Source organism: Spirosoma endbachense (genome assembly GCF_010233585.1).
In the GTDB taxonomy this organism is placed as follows: Bacteria; Bacteroidota; Bacteroidia; order Cytophagales; family Spirosomataceae; genus Spirosoma; species Spirosoma endbachense.
In genome coordinates this window covers 4,994,342-5,009,902 of the sequence record NZ_CP045997.1, presented here as the reverse complement: position 1 = coordinate 5,009,902, position 15,561 = coordinate 4,994,342, and the positions used below count along the sequence as shown (strand labels likewise).

Genomic DNA, 15,561 nt, shown 5'->3' with positions numbered 1-15,561 from the left:
GCTCAGGCGTAGGCATTTGTTTTTTTATCGCATCAAAACAGGATGCCTACCCTCTGGCTAACTTGCCCAGTCGTTTCAGTCCATCCTCAACGGCAGCACTAAACGGTTGCCCAAAGCTGATACGAAGGCAGTTTTGATAGAGTTGCTGAGCCGTAAAAACGGCACCGGGAGTAACTGAAATACCTTCCAGAAGCGCCTGCTGGCTAATTTGAACGGTATCAATTAAATCAGGTAGCTCAACCCATAGCACAAAACCTCCCTCTGGATTAGTAAAGCGTGTCCCCTCCGGAAAATAGGCACTGATGGCTTGCTGGTAACGTAAACTCGTCAAATGAAAAGTTTGCCGAAGTTGTCGTAAATGATGATCGTAGCGGCCATGGGCCAGAAAATGAGCTAATGCTGCCTGTGTAAGCGTTGGACAGGTACGGGAAAAGACAGCTTTCTGGCGGTTGATTGCCGAACCGAACCGCCCTGGTAATACCCATCCGATGCGATAACCGGGTGCCAGCGATTTCGAGAATGAACTGCATACCATAACCCACCCTTCAGTATCGAAGCTATGGCATGTTCGTGGGCGCGTTTTGCCAAAGTAGAGATCACCATACACATCATCTTCAATGAGTGGTGTCTGATAACGGGCCATCATCTGCACCAGTCGCTGCCGATCAGTATTCATCAAACAACTGCCCAGCGGATTACTGAATGTCGGTGTTAGTAAACAGACCTGCACGACGCCAGCCTGAAGGGCCGTTTCCAGTGCGTCAAGGTCGACACCCGTGGTCGGATTTGCGGGTAGTTCGAGCACATTTAGCCCCATTTTTTCAAAAGCCTGGAAAAACGCAAAATAAGATGGACTTTCGACCGCTACCGTATCGCCGGGTCTGGTAACCGCTTGCAGGCAAAGTACTACGGCTTCCATACAGCCAGCGGTGATGATCACCTCATCGGGTGATACGACCGACCCACTCCCAAAGGCCAGACGAGCAATTTGCTGCCGTAATTCGGCATTACCCTTCCCATCTTCATACGTTGTTCCTCCGGCCGGAGCAGTACGCAGCGCATGGATCATGGCCTTCTGTAGCTTAGCAACTGGCAATAAATCAGGTGCGGGTACGGCGGCAGCAAAGCGTAATGGCCCATCGGGCTGGTTGTAGAGACGACTCAGCAATTCGTCATTGCTTAGTGTCTGCACGGTGGCATCGGGCTGCGACACGCTGGGTAATGCGTAGCTTTTTGCGGGATTATTACGAACGTAATAACCCGACTTTGGCCGGGCCTCTATCCGCCCCTGCGCTTCCAGATGATAATAAGCCTGAAACGCTGTAGTAAGGCTTACCCCATGCTCCTCGCTCAATCGGCGAACGGAAGGTAGCTTATCGCCTACCCGTATTACCTGGCTATCAATAAGCTGACGAATTTTATCGGCAATTGACACGTATAAAAACGCTGTATTCATTCGATCGAACTTTACAATCTGATATGGTCAAAAATAACAAAACTGTATCTGTTATGCTCAAGGAAGAACCAGGACTTTTGTAGAAAGTTTCAAGTAGCTATGCCAGTATCATCTTTTCAGAACGACTTAATCAACCTCCCATCATTGCTCGATGCCATTCAGCAACTGGCGTTGACCCATATTCAGAACCTTTCAACGATTCATATTTCGCCCAAAACCAGCAATATACCATCGGCAAATCTGCCCGAAATGGGCCAGGGAGCTACTTTTCCACTGCACTGGTTCACCGAACATTATCAGGCGTTGATGACAGCTTCTGCTGGCCCACGATACCTTGGCTTTGTTACGGGCGGCACAACACCAGCCGCACTGGCGGGCGATTGGCTAGTGTCGGCCTTTGATCAGAATACCCAGTCGATTACGCCGGGTTCGGGCGATTGTTCGGCTTTACTGGAGCAGGAAGCCATCCGATTGTTAACGCAACTCCTCAATCTGCCGGATGCTTTCATGGGCGGTTTCGTAACCGGTGCTACGATGTCTAATTTTACGGGACTGGCCGTTGCCCGGCAGTGGTTCGGCGCTGAGTATGGACTGGATATAGCCACAGAAGGGCTCCGTCAGGATGTGCCGGTACTGTCGGCTACCCCACATTCATCGGCAGTAAAAGCCCTGGCGATGCTGGGAATTGGCCGAAATTCGCTTCGGTTCGTACCTACGCTCCCCAACCGGGAAGCCATTGACCCGGCAGAACTGGAATTGGCCATTGAAGAACTGAAAGGTGAACCGTTTATTCTGATCAGTAGCGGGGGCACCGTCGACACCGTTGATTTCGACGACATGGCGTTTATTGGCGATCTGAAAAAACGCTACCGGTTCTGGTGGCATGTCGATGCGGCATTTGGTGGTTTCGCAGCCTGTTCTCCGGCTTATGCACACCTCCTCAACGGTTGGGAACTGGCAGACAGCATTACCATCGATGGTCATAAATGGCTAAATGTACCGTACGATAGCGCTGTTATTCTCACACGCACCGAACATGCCCATTTGCAACGCGATACCTTCAAAAATGCCAATGCGCCCTATCTTGGCGATCCGTTGCAGAATTTCTCGTACCTGAATTTCGTACCCGAAAACTCCCGGCGATTCAGGGCGTTACCTGCCTGGTTTACACTCATGGCCTACGGGCGCGATGGCTATCGGGCACTGGTCGAAAACAGCATAACACGGGCGCAGCAATTAGGGCGGTTGCTGGACGAATCAGCCGTGTTTTCTCTGGCTGCTCCCGTCCGGCTGAATGTTGTTTGCTTTACGCTGAAAGCAGGACAAACAAATGACATCAACACCCGCCTGAACGACATACTGACCCACCTAAAACAACGTGGACGTGTATTTCTGACCCCAACCGCTTACAAAGGTATTCCGTGTTTGCGGGCGGCCTTTGTCAACTGGCAAACGACTGATGCTGACGTACAGATTGTGGTTGATGAACTACTAACGGCCTGGCAGGCAGTGCAACCCGTGGACCAATGATTTAAGGCTTTAATATGGTGGTTCCCTCAGCAACCGTTTTTACTTTTTCTTTGGAGAAAAACACGGGAAAATAACTGTTTTCAGCCCAGATCGGGAACAGGTCGCCATAGTGTGGACTGTCAGGATTGCCCGACTGACCCGGATTGTTGACGCCCAGGGTTTTGTCCCAATCTTCGGTATCGACCAGAATCCGGAACGAGGCACCGTGAGCCTGGTTCAGATCGTTACCCGTTGCGTTAACCGTTTCGCCATAGCCACCCCGCGCCACTGGACCCAGGTTGATTTTTTTCTGCATCTCTTTATCGACCAGGTCGCTGAGTGGATGTGTGATGGTAATATGCTTGTTTTTTCGCTGCCCATACGCCCATTCGTCCATGTCGCTACCAAGCCGTTTGGTGAGTTCAGCAACGGCGCGATCCATGCAGAAAAGTAACAGACTATCGCGAGCGGCCGTTGGAATGAGCAACGCATCGAAGACTCGCTTAGAAGGCATCGTTTTAAAATAAGGCTGAGCGTTCTTCGGGACTTTTTGCTGATAAACGGCCTGTTTTAGTTGTCCCTCCCAGGCCACATAAATTGAAGCCGCTACCGAGCTGGGATCAAGTTTATAATCCCACCGGCGCAGGCGGGCCAACGCCTGTTCGGTTCGATCGGTCGGCGATGACAGGTTTTGCAGCAATGGCACCAGTGTTCGGGCCGGAATAGACAGATAGTCGGCCTGAAGCGCCATAAAATCGACCATACTTTTGCGTTTCCCATCGTTCAGCACCTCTTCGATACGGTGCGCCCGGCTGGGTGCGGCCCAGGTCCATCCGATTACATCGCGGTGAGGGAAATTAGTTGGCGTGAGGTTGTTATTGGCCGTTGCAACGTAACCCTCAGGCGGATTCAGTTTGCCGGGAAGTTGTTGAATCGGCAGATAACCACTCCATTCATAACGACCATCGCCCGGTACAGGCACCAGGCCTGTAAAGTTTTTCCGGATTGGGGCCAGCCCTACAGCCTGCCAGCCAATAGTGCCCGTCTTATCCGCCCAGATCATGTTTTCGCCCGGAATTCGGCTGTAGGTGCAGGCCTGCCTGAACTCCGTCCAGTTATGGGCCTGATTCATACGTAGGCTGGCCAGATAGGGCGAACAACCTGTTTCAAGCCATCCGGCCCGCACGGCGTAGGCTTTGTGATGTTGCTTATCTTCGAAGACAACCGGGCCATGCTGTGTGTATTTCAGTTCTGCCCGAACGGATTGACCACCTTTTACCGGAATTGTTTCGGACAGGGTTTTCATGGTCGCCCAGCGGCCTTTGTATCGGTATTGATTGGGGTTAGCCGGATTGGTATCGTACACATACAAATCCTCATTGTCGGTTTCAAAGATCGTTAGTCCCCAGGCCCCATACTCGTTATGGCCTACAGAAATGCCGGGCAATGTCGGTTCACCCGCTCCAACTACGTTCCAGCCGGGCGCATTAAGATGCACCCAATACCGCAATGAGGGCGTAGATTGCGCCCTGTGCGGATCATTGGCCAGCATTGGGTAACCACTAGCCGATTTGCTCCCCGAAATAATCCAGTTATTGGAGCCGACATATTGCTTTTCCGTGTCGAACCAGTCGTCTGCTGAACGATTCGATCGTTTTGCCTCATCCTCATCGGCTTTGGTTGGCCGACCTTTGAACTTCAACGGCAGGCGAAAGGCTTCGTATAGTTCCAGAATTGGCTGAAACAATTCATCACCGTTAACATGCAAGGTCAGGTCTGGATCGCCATTTTTTGCCAGCGGAACGGCTGGCTGTGGGTGAAACCACTGCAATTCGCGGAGTTTGTCTGCTCCGATGAGTTTAACCAGTCGCCCGTAGTTTAGTTCGTCGCGTACGTTATAGGCAAGTCCCTGATGGCGGCTGATAACAACTTCGGGTGTCCATAGCCCTGGTTTCGTATCGAGCACCCGAAACTCGAAAGGGAGTTTCTCTGGTGTTTTCAGAATTTCGGTAATGTAGGCGTTGATCCCCTCCACAAACGCCCGAACGATTTGTGGGCCATGCGGATGATAGTGAAGCAGCTCTTTATTTATATCTCCCCTGAATCGAAACAATCGAGTGCCAATATCGCGCTTGGTTTCCTGTGGCCCAAGTAATTCGCCAACGGTACCCGTAGCCTGTCTACGCCATATTTCTAACTGAAAGAGTCGATCCTGAGCGGCTGAATAACCCTGAGCAAAAAACAGATCGTGTTCGTTTTTGGCGTAGATGTGATTAACACCCCAGCGGTCGCGGATTATTTCGACGGGTTGCTGAAGGCCAGGTGTTGATTGAGAACAGGCAGAAGAGATCGTAAGAATGAGCAGAAGTAAGGGCAGGAATCGTTGCATTGCACAGCGGAGATTTCTGAGTAAGATAACCAACAATCTGCATACACAACTTTAACAGGCTTTGAACAAGCACATTAACTTTGTTTTGTTACGTTAAGAATCGGATTAATACAATACTCATTACGTATGAAAACGCTCGCTACTTTTCTCCTGATTAGTTTACTGGTTGGATGCGTAACGATTCCATTTACTATAAAACCGAGGGACTTGTCAGATCATTTCCAGCAACTTATCAGGTATGTAGGTGTGGTTAATGGTCACATCTTCGAAGGCAAGCTACCCGAATCGCTACAGGCCATCAATTGAGAATACATCGATGGTTGCTTTTTGAATATTCCGGACACGGGCAAAAACAGCGGTGCCATTACTCCCGCCTTTTAAATCCGTATTGCCTTCCAGTGTTTCGATCGCATCCCCCAAAACAGCCGTTATGATCCCCGTATGAAACCAGTCATTATCCTGGGGATTTCGCAGGATAAACACATCGCCAATCTGAATTCGATCTGGTTTTTTGCGGATCAATGTACTGTCTAATAACCGGCCGTTTTCCTTCCCACTGAGTGCCATCGTATCGCAACTAAGCGTCTGGGGCATAATTGACGTGAAGCTGCGGCCCTGTGCAGAAGCCACCTGATCGAGCACCGTCTGCACAAAGCCTACGCACCACTTGAACGGTGCCCCATCGAATCCGTCGCAATAGCCGCGTACCCACGGCCCAAGGTTTTGCCCATCATCAGTCTGAATTTCGGCCGACCGCTGGTTTAAGTGCGCTTTTGCAACTTGTATAACGGCTTTCCGTGTATCGTTTATGGTGGGTTTTGCCTGAAAAGCAGTCGATAGCGGAGCACTCAGCCGGGCAAATAGTTCAGAGGTGACAATCCCCGTTTTAGGCAACTTGAGAACCGCCTGAAAATTCTGTAACGCCCGCTCGGTCGCCGGTCCAAACTGGCCATCAATGGCGGTTGTCAACACTGCCTGTGGATAACGTAACGCACTTAAACACAACCATTCCTGAATTCGCCGGACATCGGGACCCTGGCTGCCTTTTTTGAGTGTATCCGAAAAAAGTAGTTCGTTTTGGTAAGAGGTTTTGATCATACTACAGCTTAGCCCGGACCCCGCGTCCAGGCCACGTTTGGTGTACAGGCTATTCGTTCAGTTTCTCATTGTTCAAATGCCGCGTGGCATCACGGTTGTTTTTCTTTGCCAGATTTTTCGCGAAGGCATCGGTCAGGTCAATACCGGTCTGGTTGGCCAGGCAGATCAATACCCAAAGTACATCAGCCATTTCGTCGCCCAGATCTTTATTTTTATCCGATTCCTTCTCTGACTGTTCGCCATAGCGCCGGGCAATAATTCGGGCTACTTCACCAACTTCTTCGGTCAGCATAGCCATGTTGGTCAGTTCGTTAAAATACCGAACGCCGACCGTTTTAATCCACTCATCGACAGTTGTCTGTGCGTCTTTAAGAGTCATATAGTCGTAAAGTCAATTTGTTTCCCGCTTGAGTATCACCATCACATTTCGCGATTGTTGGTTAGTGCTGGAACTACAAGTACTGGATTTTGCCGCGAAGATAGCGGTCGGGTCATCAACTAAATCAACTTTACTGTACTACCGGGCGTTATAGCCAAAAGTAGAAGCTCATGTCGTTCGTTGCGCCCGTTACTATACAGAAAATCACCGGTACCAATCAAATCGAAGCACCTGACTTGCTGGCGGTTGAGGAGCCGCTTGAAATCCGGCTGGGATTTGGCCCAATCGACGACCGGCAGCAGCGCAGTGTTGCCGTTACGATGCGCACACCCGGCAATGACGAAGAACTGGCCATGGGTTTTCTGTTTACAGAAGGTATTATTCAGAAACCCGCCGATATCGTTTCGTGCCGACATTGTGTTCAGGATTCGGCCAAAGAAGGGAACGTTATCCGAGTCGAACTTAATCCGGATGTAGCGGTTGACTGGTCGCGGCTAACACGAAATACGTTTACCTCATCGAGCTGTGGACTTTGTGGCAAAACCACCATCGACGCTGTAATGGCCCTTACACCCGGTCCGATTTCATCTGATTTATTGATCGAACCAGCCATCCTGCATACCTTACCCGACCGGGTCCGGGCTACACAGCGAGCCTTTGCCTATACGGGCGGCATCCACGCGGCCGCCCTGTTCGATTCCAGGGGCGCATTACTACTCGTTCGGGAAGATATTGGCCGACACAATGCCCTGGATAAACTCATTGGGGCTGCCTTCTGGCAAAACTGGCTCCCATTAAGCCGTTATGGCGTATTTTTAAGTGGTCGTATCGGCGTTGAACTGGTCCAGAAAAGCTGGATGGCTGGTCTTCCACTGTTAGCCGCCGTGGGGGCACCGTCGAGTCTGGCCGTTCAGATGGCGCAGGAGGCCGATATAACCCTGGCCGGTTTTGTACGGGATGAGCGATTCAATATCTACAGTAAACCCAATCGGGTAAGCGCTTGAGCCGAACTGGCATGACAGCCGGTAAAATCTCGCCGAACAGCGGGCTTTACTCCTGCTTTTTATCATTGTTTATTCTGACGCTGGAGGAATAAGTAAACTCGCATTTGTAAGCCTTTCACTGAGAAGCGTATCACGGTTACTAATGCCGCTACAAATACACTTGGTACGCTTCTCAGTGAAAGGCTTAAAGCCATTGCTAAGGATACAGGAGATACTTTTTTCGCAAAACCTTAAACTGGTTCAATTCCTTTTTCCAGGCGCTCCGGATTACCTTTTCGGATTTCCCGTCCGTTATCATAATTCGTAAAAAGTCGTTGCCTGCCAGCTTATCGAAAGTGGCAGGCTTGGTAAAGAATTTGGTTTTGTCGGGGGCTTTATGGTAAAAATCGATGAGATATTTCAGGGTGAAGCCTTCTTTTTGGGTGTTTACACGTCGCAAGTCCAATCCATAGCATAATCGACCTTCGTTGGCCGGATTAAGAGCTCCCGGCCGGTCGCTCGGTGTAAACGTATACTGGCCATATTTGGGACTGGTACCGCCAATTACCTGAAACTGCATATCGGTACCGCGCCCAAAGTTGATTTCGGTACCTTCAAACAAACAGAGCGATGCGTATAGTAAAATGGCCTTTCTATTAGGCAGATTAGGCGTCGGCGGCACGGGTAAATCATAGGGCATCTGATGCGTGTAATTTTGGCAGGCAACTACTTTTAGGGTACAGGGTTTACTAGTTGCGAGCCAACCTTCGCTATTTATCATTCGGGCCAACTCGCCTACCGTCAGCCCATATACGATAGGCACAGGATTTAACCCGACAAATGAAGCAAATTTCCGATTCAGGACAGGCCCAGCCACGTAATGTCCGTTTGGGTTCGGGCGATCTAAAATAATGAGCGGTTTACCCGTTTCGGCGCAGGCTTCCATTATATAGTGCATTGTGCTGGAAAAAGTGAAGTAACGCACGCCTATATCCTGAATATCGAAAACCACGACGTCAACATCGTTTAGTTGTTCGACAGTGGGCTTCGTATTGGCTCCATAGAGCGACGTAATGGGGATTCCCGTTCTGGCATCAGTACTGTTATCGACTTTTTCGAGTGGGCTGGCAACACCTCTATAACCATGCTCGGGCGTGAAGATCATGGTGATAGTAACACCCAAACTCAATAAGCTATCGACTAAATGTCTATGGTTGCTAAATATAGACGTATGATTAACAACCACTGCGACCTTTTTCTTTTGCAGGTCAGGCAGATACTCACCCGTCTGTTCGCAACCCAATAGCAGGCTCTGTGCTATCAGGTTAAACGGTAGCATTAACAAGACGATAATAGCCAGGAGTTTAAAAAATCGTTGGCCCATATGATCGAAGGTCATGAAAGGTTAAAACAAGACAGGCAAATCAACTCACACAGCAAGGCAAATTCCTGAAAGTCAATCGATTACACGATCAGTCAATGTGTTAATTAATTCAGTTATTCAGAACAACTATCACGTAAATTACCAGCCGGTATTTTGTGTAAGATTTGGTGATAAAATCCGTTCATTCGTCGGAATCGGCCACAAATAATCGCGGGTCGTGTTAAACGATTTGATGAATGATGGCACCTCAATGGTTTTAACGGCATTATTATCTACGTAGTCGATGCCTCCAATTGAACCAACTAAAACCTTATCGCCAATTTTCCACCGTCGGAGATCATACAGTCGTAGTCCTTCAAACGCTAATTCGATAGTTCGCTCCCGACGGACAAGTTCACGCAAATCGGCTTGCGATTGCGGCAGCGTAATGGCCGGTAGTTTTACGTCGCCCCGAGCCCGAACTGCATTGATAGCATCCAATACACTCTGGTCTATTTGGTTTTGCTCGATTTTTGCCTCGGCATATGTGAGCAACACCTCGGCATAGCGTACCTGAATAATATTGATACCGCTGTTAGTGGGCGTGGCGGCATCGGCATTGTTTACATATTTGCGGGACGTAAACCCTGTTGCTGTTGCGTAAAACGTGCCACCGACTGCATCAGGTGTGTTGCTGGATGGCAATGAATTGAATACCTTTCCATTAGGCAGCAAATCGCCCGGTACATAAACCGTAAAGCCCAATCGTGGATCCCGGTTCTGATAAGGATTTTTCGGATCAAAACCGCTGGTTGGATCGTTAATAAGTTTGCCGTTAGCCATTGAATACATAATAGCCAACGCTTTTGTCGGCACGTAGGAATTAGACGCCAGGGCGGAGGTTTGCCCGTAAGGAGCCATCTGGTTAAATACCGGACTTGGGAGTACATCTTTAACATACTCCCGATCCAGAATCACCTCCGGGCTTCGCTCTCCTGCATAGCCGAACAGATCAGCGAATTTCGGATAGATGCTGTAAATGCCCGACTCCATAACGGCTTTGGCATCGGCTGCAGCCTGCTGATATCGACCAGCATACAGATTAGCGCGGGCTTTCATGGCCAGAGCCGCCCCTTTCGTAACCCGGCCAATATCAGTTCCAGTATAGCTGACAGGTAAAAGCGAAGCCGCTTCAGTTAGTTCTTTATCGATGAAATCCCAGATCTGGCTTATGGGTGTACGGGATAAGCCTTTCCCGTCCTCAATTGAAATCACTTTCGTAATAAGAGGAACATCACCGAAAAGAGCCGTTAATTTAATGTACTGATACGCTCTGAGGGCTTTGGCTTCGCCCTTCACGCGGTTAACGACGGTCTTGTTCGTAACCGGAATGGCATCGACATTATCCAGCACGAAATTGGTTTTCGTAACCCCAGCCCATAATGTTGACCACTGCGTGGCAATAACCGAATTCGACGCATCGTAGCTGTTTTTTTCGACCAGCGCATCGGCATTGAAGAATAAATTCACGTGGGCAATATCGCTGAATGCGTCGCGCTGAAACAGGGCTGCTCCGTCGTCTAACACCGCCGGATAAGCCGCATTGACAGCCAGCACGGCGTCGTTTTCAGTTTTCCAGAACAAATCCGTTGATAAGCGGTCGTTGGGGGGCTGCAGTAACAAATCGGTTTGACAACCACTCAAAACCAGGATTGACAAGGCAAGAAGCCCCGCTTTGATATAGTTTGTGTTCATTTTTCGTATTGTTAGTAGTTAAAACTGAACATTTAGCCCAAAACTCGTGACCGATACCTGGGGATAATAGGTGGCCCGGCCACTTCCTGCCTCGGCATCAAGACCCCACTCATTCAGTTTGGAAAAGGTTAATAGGTTCGTTGCCGACACATACACGCTGGCACTTTCCAGTTTCATTTTCTGCACTACTCTGGTTGGCAGATGATACATCAACTGTACGTTCTTTAGCCGCAGGTAGTCACCATTGATGACGAGTCGATCGGCGGTGTACATATTGAACAAATCCCGTTTCAGGGGTCGGGGAAAGCGAGCGTTCCGATTGTCTGGAGTCCAGTAATTGGTGCTCACGATTTTCGGAACAAAGCCTTCATTGTTGCCATTTTCGGCCAAAGCCCCCGCTAAACGGGCATCTCCACCGGCTGCTCCCTGAAAAAACAACGACAACTCGAAGTTTTTATAACCGATATTCCCGTTCAGCGAGTAGAGCAGTTTGGGGAATGAGCTACCAATAATGGTACGATCGTTGGCATCAATTTTCCCATCGCTGTTCAGATCGAGGTATTTCACATCGCCAGCCGCCCGGCCTGTAGTGATGGTTGGGTAGCTTTTGGCTTCGTCGTCGGTTTTAAAAAATCCATCGGTTTTATATCCCCAGAGCGAATTAATGGGAGTGCCTTCTTTTATGATAAACAGTGGATCGATATCACTCCCCGAAATATAGGGTCCCGTTCCAGCCAGACTGACTACCGTGTTTTTATTGGCCGAGAGGTTAAGAGTTGTACTGTATCGGACGTTTTTCGCACCTATATTCCGATAGCCGATTTGCCATTCGAAGCCTTTGTTTTCAACCTTACCCGCGTTTTGCGGGGGTGCCGCCAAACCAATCGTTGCCGGAATGGGCAAGTTCAGCAAAATGCCATCGGTTAGCTTAGTATAGTAGTCGAACCCAACGCTAAACCCTCTGAAAATCTGGGCATCGAAACCGAGGTCAACCTGAGTCGTAGTTTCCCAGGTTATGTTTTTGTTAGCCAATTGATTCGGCGAATACGAAATAGCAGTAGCCCCATTGAAGCCATACGATGAAGCCACCAGCGACTGATAATAGCTGTACAAACCAACTGACTGGTTGCCGGTTCGGCCCCACGAAACCCGTAGTTTCAGTTCATTAATAAATCTGGCTTTCTTCATAAACGACTCTTCCGAGATTCGCCAACCTGCCGAAAACGAAGGAAAAAAGCTATACACATTCGCACCCGTAAACCGCGATGACCCATCGTAGCGGGCGTTGGCTTCAAACAAATACTTGTCGGCAAATGAATAGTTGACACGGCCAAAGTACGAGCGCAGGCCAAACTGCGCATCCGAACCACCGTTGTTTTTGGTGCCATCATTAGCCCCCTGACTCAACGACTGAATGTCGTTGTTGTAAAAATTCTGACGATAGGCATACAATCCTTTAAACACATTGTTGATGGTCGAATAACCAACCAAGGCTTTCAGGTAGTGTTTTTGCAGGCTTGTCTCGTAATTCAGGTAATTGTTCCAGGTATATTCGGTGGAGTTTCTGAGCGTGTCGGCCAGTGAATTATTGATGATGTTCCGCGTTATGTTTTTGACCAGATCCACATTTTTATAGGCATTCGTGAAATTCTTCTGCCGAAAATTCTCGATCCGTAACGCCAGTTGGGAGGTAAATCGGAGCCCTTTTATGATTTCATAATCGGCCTTAAGGCTCGAAAATATACTTTCCTCTGTTCGTTTCGAGGTGCCGTCCTGCTCAGCCTCAATGCGGGGCGTAACGCCTTGGGTGCTCAATCCGTAGGTTCCGGTAATGCCCGGATACGTTCCCTCCAGCGTACTTAAATACCGGGGCGTGGCAAACAAGGTGCCATGGATGAATCGGTTAAATACTTCGCTTTCGTTGACTGGTGCAACTGTGTAGTTGTTCCGGTAATTAATATCGGTCGAAACGTTTATTTTTTTAGACACCTTAAAGTCGGAATTCAATCGAATATCCCGTAAATCGGCACCGTAGTCCAACGGCGCATCCAGAAGAGATGCCTGTTTTTGCTGGCGGATGCTCAATCGGGCACGAATACTTTCGCTGCCACCGCTTACCGAAATGCTATTGTTATACTGAGGGGCAACTCGAAGCATGGTTTTAAACCAGGAATTAACATCGGGATACAGTTCAGGATTGGTTTTATTCCCGTTAATGTATTCCTGGATGCCCGCATCCGTAAATTTAGCGGGCAACGCAATTTTGGCATTGTTATAGGCTACCTGCTCTAATTTCATGTAACTCGGCAAATCCATCGCTGGATTATTGACCGACCGTTGCAGGCCGTAAAACCCATTATAACTAACCGTAACTTTCCCCTCTTTTGCCCGTTTGGTCGTAATCATAATCACGCCATTGGCGGCTCTTGACCCATAGATGGCGGTTGATGCTGCATCTTTCAGTACAGAAATAGATTCGATATCGTTGGGATTAAGGTTGGTCAATTGCTGCTCGACGCCGTCTACAATCACGAGGGCTTCGTTACTGTTGCTCAGGGTCGTAACGCCCCGAACACGCAGGGTGCTGGTGGTGCGGCCCGGACTGCCGCCCTGGTCAAGCACGGTCAGACCGGCCACCTGCCCCTGTAAAGCCTGCTGGATGCTGGAATAAGGTCGCCTAACGAGTTCGGTGCCTTTAACGGTCCCTACGGCATTGGTCAGGCTTACTTTCGATTGCTGACCATAGCCCACCACCACAACTTCATCGAGCGATTTGGTATCTGTCGCCAGCGAAATCGAGATGTCGCTTCGATTGCCCACCTTCACTTCCTGCGTGATGAAGCCGATATAACTAAAGACCAGAATGGCCTGATCGTCTGGCACATCAATTGAATATCGGCCCTCTACATCTGTAACGGTGCCGCGGGTTGTACCTTTTATAACGATCGAAGCCCCGACGATTGGTTGTTTTTTTTCGTCGGTGACCTCCCCTTTCACGCTAGTGGCACTTTCTTTTTTTTCGATCGAGCCGATTTTGTTTTCGTTTGGCGCGTTTCTCGCTGGAGATTTACTCTTTCTGAGTAAAATTCGATTATTAATCACCTCGTAATCAATCATATTTGGAATCAACACTTCGTCCAGAACCGTAGCGAGTTTTCGGTTAGCTATATTGATCGTTATCCGTTGCTCAGAGTTGACCTTTGTACTGTATACAAATTTTACGTCGGCCTGTTTCTCGATTTGGCTCAAAACGGCGCGCAATTCAACCTGATCGCCACTGACCGATACGGTTCGATTCAGTACCTCCTGCCCACGGGTATCGTATGCCAGTGTAACACTCACACCTATGACACACATCAGCAACTGAGTAAGCGTGATTCTCATAAGTTTCCCCCAGTTTCTGGAGGTTTGTAAACCTTTTTTCATAGTTTTATTTGTTTTTCGTTGTACGGATGAAAAACTCTATCCCTTCCACAGATTGGCGTTTGTCAAGGGGTAGCTACACCAGCCGAAAATGCGGAAACATTTTCGGCTTTTTTATTAACAGCCTTCACCATTGATGAAAATAACCGTACCTCTTTTTTCGTAGGTGGCATCAATAGATTTGCAGATTAATTCTAATTGGATAAACATCGAGAGGGCATTCAAATCGGCGGTAATGTGGCAGTCTTTTGTTTTCGGATTGGTAATAACAAACTCGATTCCGTATAGCGTCGAAAGCGTATTCAATACCGTTTGTAAGGGCGTCGACTGGAATACTAACTGTGGAGCTATGTTTTCTACGGATGTAATAGGCATTGGCTTTTCAACAAGACCGGGGATGATATTCTGCGAGGCTTCATCAAACGTAACCTGCTGATTGGGCGTCAGAATTATACCGGCCCGTTCATTTTTGTGGTTCGATTTTTCGGTATAAATCGACACCCGGCCTGTAGCCACAGCTACTTCAATGGCATTGGCTTTTGGTTTTATCCGAAAACTTGTTCCGAGCACTTCGGTAATCAGCGTGCCCGAATGCACAATGAAGGGCTTCGTTATATCTCGTTTGACGTAAAAAAAAGCTTCGCCGGTCAGATACACTTCGCGCTTGCTTTGGTTGAATTTTTCTCCGTAAACGAGGCTACTTTTTTGTTTTAGCAGCACAACGGTTCCATCTTCCAGTTTTACTACCTGTTCTGCCGAGGTCGTGTTCTTCACTTCAATACCAGTGCGACCCAGCTTATTTGCCACCGCAAACGGTCCGTTTTGGGGAAGCAGTGAGGATGGCACTAACCAGAAAAGTCCCATTAAGAGACAGGCCGCTATACCACTCAGCCATGCGGCACGCATCCAGATAATTTTCGGTTGAATTTGCTGATCAACGTTTCGCCATATTCGTTTCTCAACCTTGCTTCTCTCAACTTTGGTGAAATCAGGTAACTCATCGGCCAGTTGTCGGTGCGACCATGCTAACAAGTATCGATCCTCTTCCTCAGAGGTTTTACCCTCCAGATAGCGTTCCGATAACTCGTTAAATTCTTGTTGTGTCATTATACGTTGATTTAATTATCTGACTGATAATGGCTTAAATTCTCTCTCAAAAACTTCAGGGATTTTGTAATATGATATTCAACTGCCTTTTCTGACAGA

General features: G+C 48.7%; 11 protein-coding genes. 3 read left to right on the top strand and 8 right to left on the bottom strand.

From position 1 onward, the window contains the following. Positions 1 to 46: 46 nt before the first annotated feature. On the bottom strand, positions 47 to 1,456 hold the full coding sequence (locus GJR95_RS20180; protein ID WP_162387575.1) for an aminotransferase-like domain-containing protein: 1,410 nt from the start codon (positions 1,454 to 1,456) through the stop codon (positions 47 to 49). Positions 1,457 to 1,555: 99 nt separating this feature from the next. Here GJR95_RS20180 and GJR95_RS20175 point away from each other — a divergent pair, with 99 nt between their 5' ends. After that, a complete protein-coding gene (locus tag GJR95_RS20175; protein ID WP_162387574.1) occupies positions 1,556 to 2,986 on the top strand; it encodes a pyridoxal phosphate-dependent decarboxylase family protein in 1,431 nt (476 codons plus the stop codon). Position 2,987: 1 nt separating this feature from the next. Here GJR95_RS20175 and GJR95_RS20170 read toward each other — a convergent pair whose 3' ends face one another. Continuing rightward, entirely contained in the window at positions 2,988 to 5,354 is a 2,367-nt protein-coding gene (locus tag GJR95_RS20170; protein WP_162387573.1) for a penicillin acylase family protein, read from the bottom strand. A 126-nt stretch (positions 5,355 to 5,480) separates the two neighbouring features. Between GJR95_RS20170 and GJR95_RS20165 the strand changes: the two genes are divergently transcribed. Next, a complete protein-coding gene (locus GJR95_RS20165) occupies positions 5,481 to 5,660 on the top strand; it encodes a hypothetical protein (protein WP_162387572.1) in 180 nt (59 codons plus the stop codon). Here the strand turns inward: GJR95_RS20165 and GJR95_RS20160 are convergent. Both GJR95_RS20160 and GJR95_RS20155 read right to left on the bottom strand, forming a co-directional pair. After that, positions 5,643 to 6,452: a peptidoglycan-binding protein gene (locus tag GJR95_RS20160; protein WP_162387571.1), complete on the bottom strand. Its 810-nt coding sequence runs from the start codon at positions 6,450 to 6,452 to the stop codon at positions 5,643 to 5,645. The two genes, GJR95_RS20165 and GJR95_RS20160, sit on opposite strands and share 18 nt — an antisense overlap. A 49-nt stretch (positions 6,453 to 6,501) precedes the next feature. Further along, positions 6,502 to 6,831 (bottom strand): nucleotide pyrophosphohydrolase, encoded by a 330-nt coding sequence (locus GJR95_RS20155; protein ID WP_162387570.1) that lies wholly within the window; start codon positions 6,829 to 6,831, stop codon positions 6,502 to 6,504. Positions 6,832 to 7,001: 170 nt separating this feature from the next. Between GJR95_RS20155 and fdhD the strand changes: the two genes are divergently transcribed. Then, the gene (gene fdhD / locus GJR95_RS20150; protein WP_162387569.1) at positions 7,002 to 7,835 is read left to right on the top strand and encodes a formate dehydrogenase accessory sulfurtransferase FdhD; all 834 of its coding nucleotides are present in this window, start codon (positions 7,002 to 7,004) and stop codon (positions 7,833 to 7,835) included. A gap of 196 nt (positions 7,836 to 8,031) precedes the next feature. On the opposite strand, the gene GJR95_RS20145 is transcribed toward fdhD, so the two are convergent. The 4 genes from GJR95_RS20145 to GJR95_RS20130 all read right to left on the bottom strand — a co-directional run bounded on the left by GJR95_RS20145 (position 8,032) and on the right by GJR95_RS20130 (position 15,462). Further along, entirely contained in the window at positions 8,032 to 9,213 is a 1,182-nt protein-coding gene (locus GJR95_RS20145) for an exo-beta-N-acetylmuramidase NamZ family protein (protein WP_232541250.1), read from the bottom strand. Positions 9,214 to 9,336: 123 nt separating this feature from the next. After that, positions 9,337 to 10,932, bottom strand: a complete 1,596-nt coding sequence (locus tag GJR95_RS20140; protein ID WP_162387568.1) for a RagB/SusD family nutrient uptake outer membrane protein — start codon at positions 10,930 to 10,932, stop codon at positions 9,337 to 9,339. Between the two features lie 18 nt (positions 10,933 to 10,950). After that, positions 10,951 to 14,358 carry a SusC/RagA family TonB-linked outer membrane protein gene (locus GJR95_RS20135; RefSeq protein ID WP_162387567.1) on the bottom strand — a complete coding sequence of 1,136 codons (3,408 nt, stop codon included), beginning with the start codon at positions 14,356 to 14,358 and terminating at the stop codon, positions 10,951 to 10,953. Positions 14,359 to 14,472: 114 nt separating this feature from the next. After that, entirely contained in the window at positions 14,473 to 15,462 is a 990-nt protein-coding gene (locus GJR95_RS20130; protein WP_162387566.1) for a FecR family protein, read from the bottom strand. Between the last annotated feature and the right edge of the window lie 99 nt (positions 15,463 to 15,561).

Bases quoted from the DNA above. Each gene is read 5' to 3' on its own strand.
- GJR95_RS20135 (WP_162387567.1), bottom strand. From the start codon at position 14,358: ATGAAAAAAGGTTTACAAACCTCCAGAAACTGGGGGAAACTTATGAGA.
- GJR95_RS20160 (WP_162387571.1), bottom strand. From the start codon at position 6,452: ATGATCAAAACCTCTTACCAAAACGAACTACTTTTTTCGGATACACTC.
- GJR95_RS20130 (WP_162387566.1), bottom strand. From the start codon at position 15,462: ATGACACAACAAGAATTTAACGAGTTATCGGAACGCTATCTGGAGGGT.
- GJR95_RS20175 (WP_162387574.1), top strand. From the start codon at position 1,556: ATGCCAGTATCATCTTTTCAGAACGACTTAATCAACCTCCCATCATTG.
- GJR95_RS20180 (WP_162387575.1), bottom strand. From the start codon at position 1,456: ATGAATACAGCGTTTTTATACGTGTCAATTGCCGATAAAATTCGTCAG.
- GJR95_RS20140 (WP_162387568.1), bottom strand. From the start codon at position 10,932: ATGAACACAAACTATATCAAAGCGGGGCTTCTTGCCTTGTCAATCCTG.
- GJR95_RS20170 (WP_162387573.1), bottom strand. From the start codon at position 5,354: ATGCAACGATTCCTGCCCTTACTTCTGCTCATTCTTACGATCTCTTCT.
- GJR95_RS20145 (WP_232541250.1), bottom strand. From the start codon at position 9,213: ATGACCTTCGATCATATGGGCCAACGATTTTTTAAACTCCTGGCTATT.
- GJR95_RS20155 (WP_162387570.1), bottom strand. From the start codon at position 6,831: ATGACTCTTAAAGACGCACAGACAACTGTCGATGAGTGGATTAAAACG.
- GJR95_RS20165 (WP_162387572.1), top strand. From the start codon at position 5,481: ATGAAAACGCTCGCTACTTTTCTCCTGATTAGTTTACTGGTTGGATGC.
- fdhD (WP_162387569.1), top strand. From the start codon at position 7,002: ATGTCGTTCGTTGCGCCCGTTACTATACAGAAAATCACCGGTACCAAT.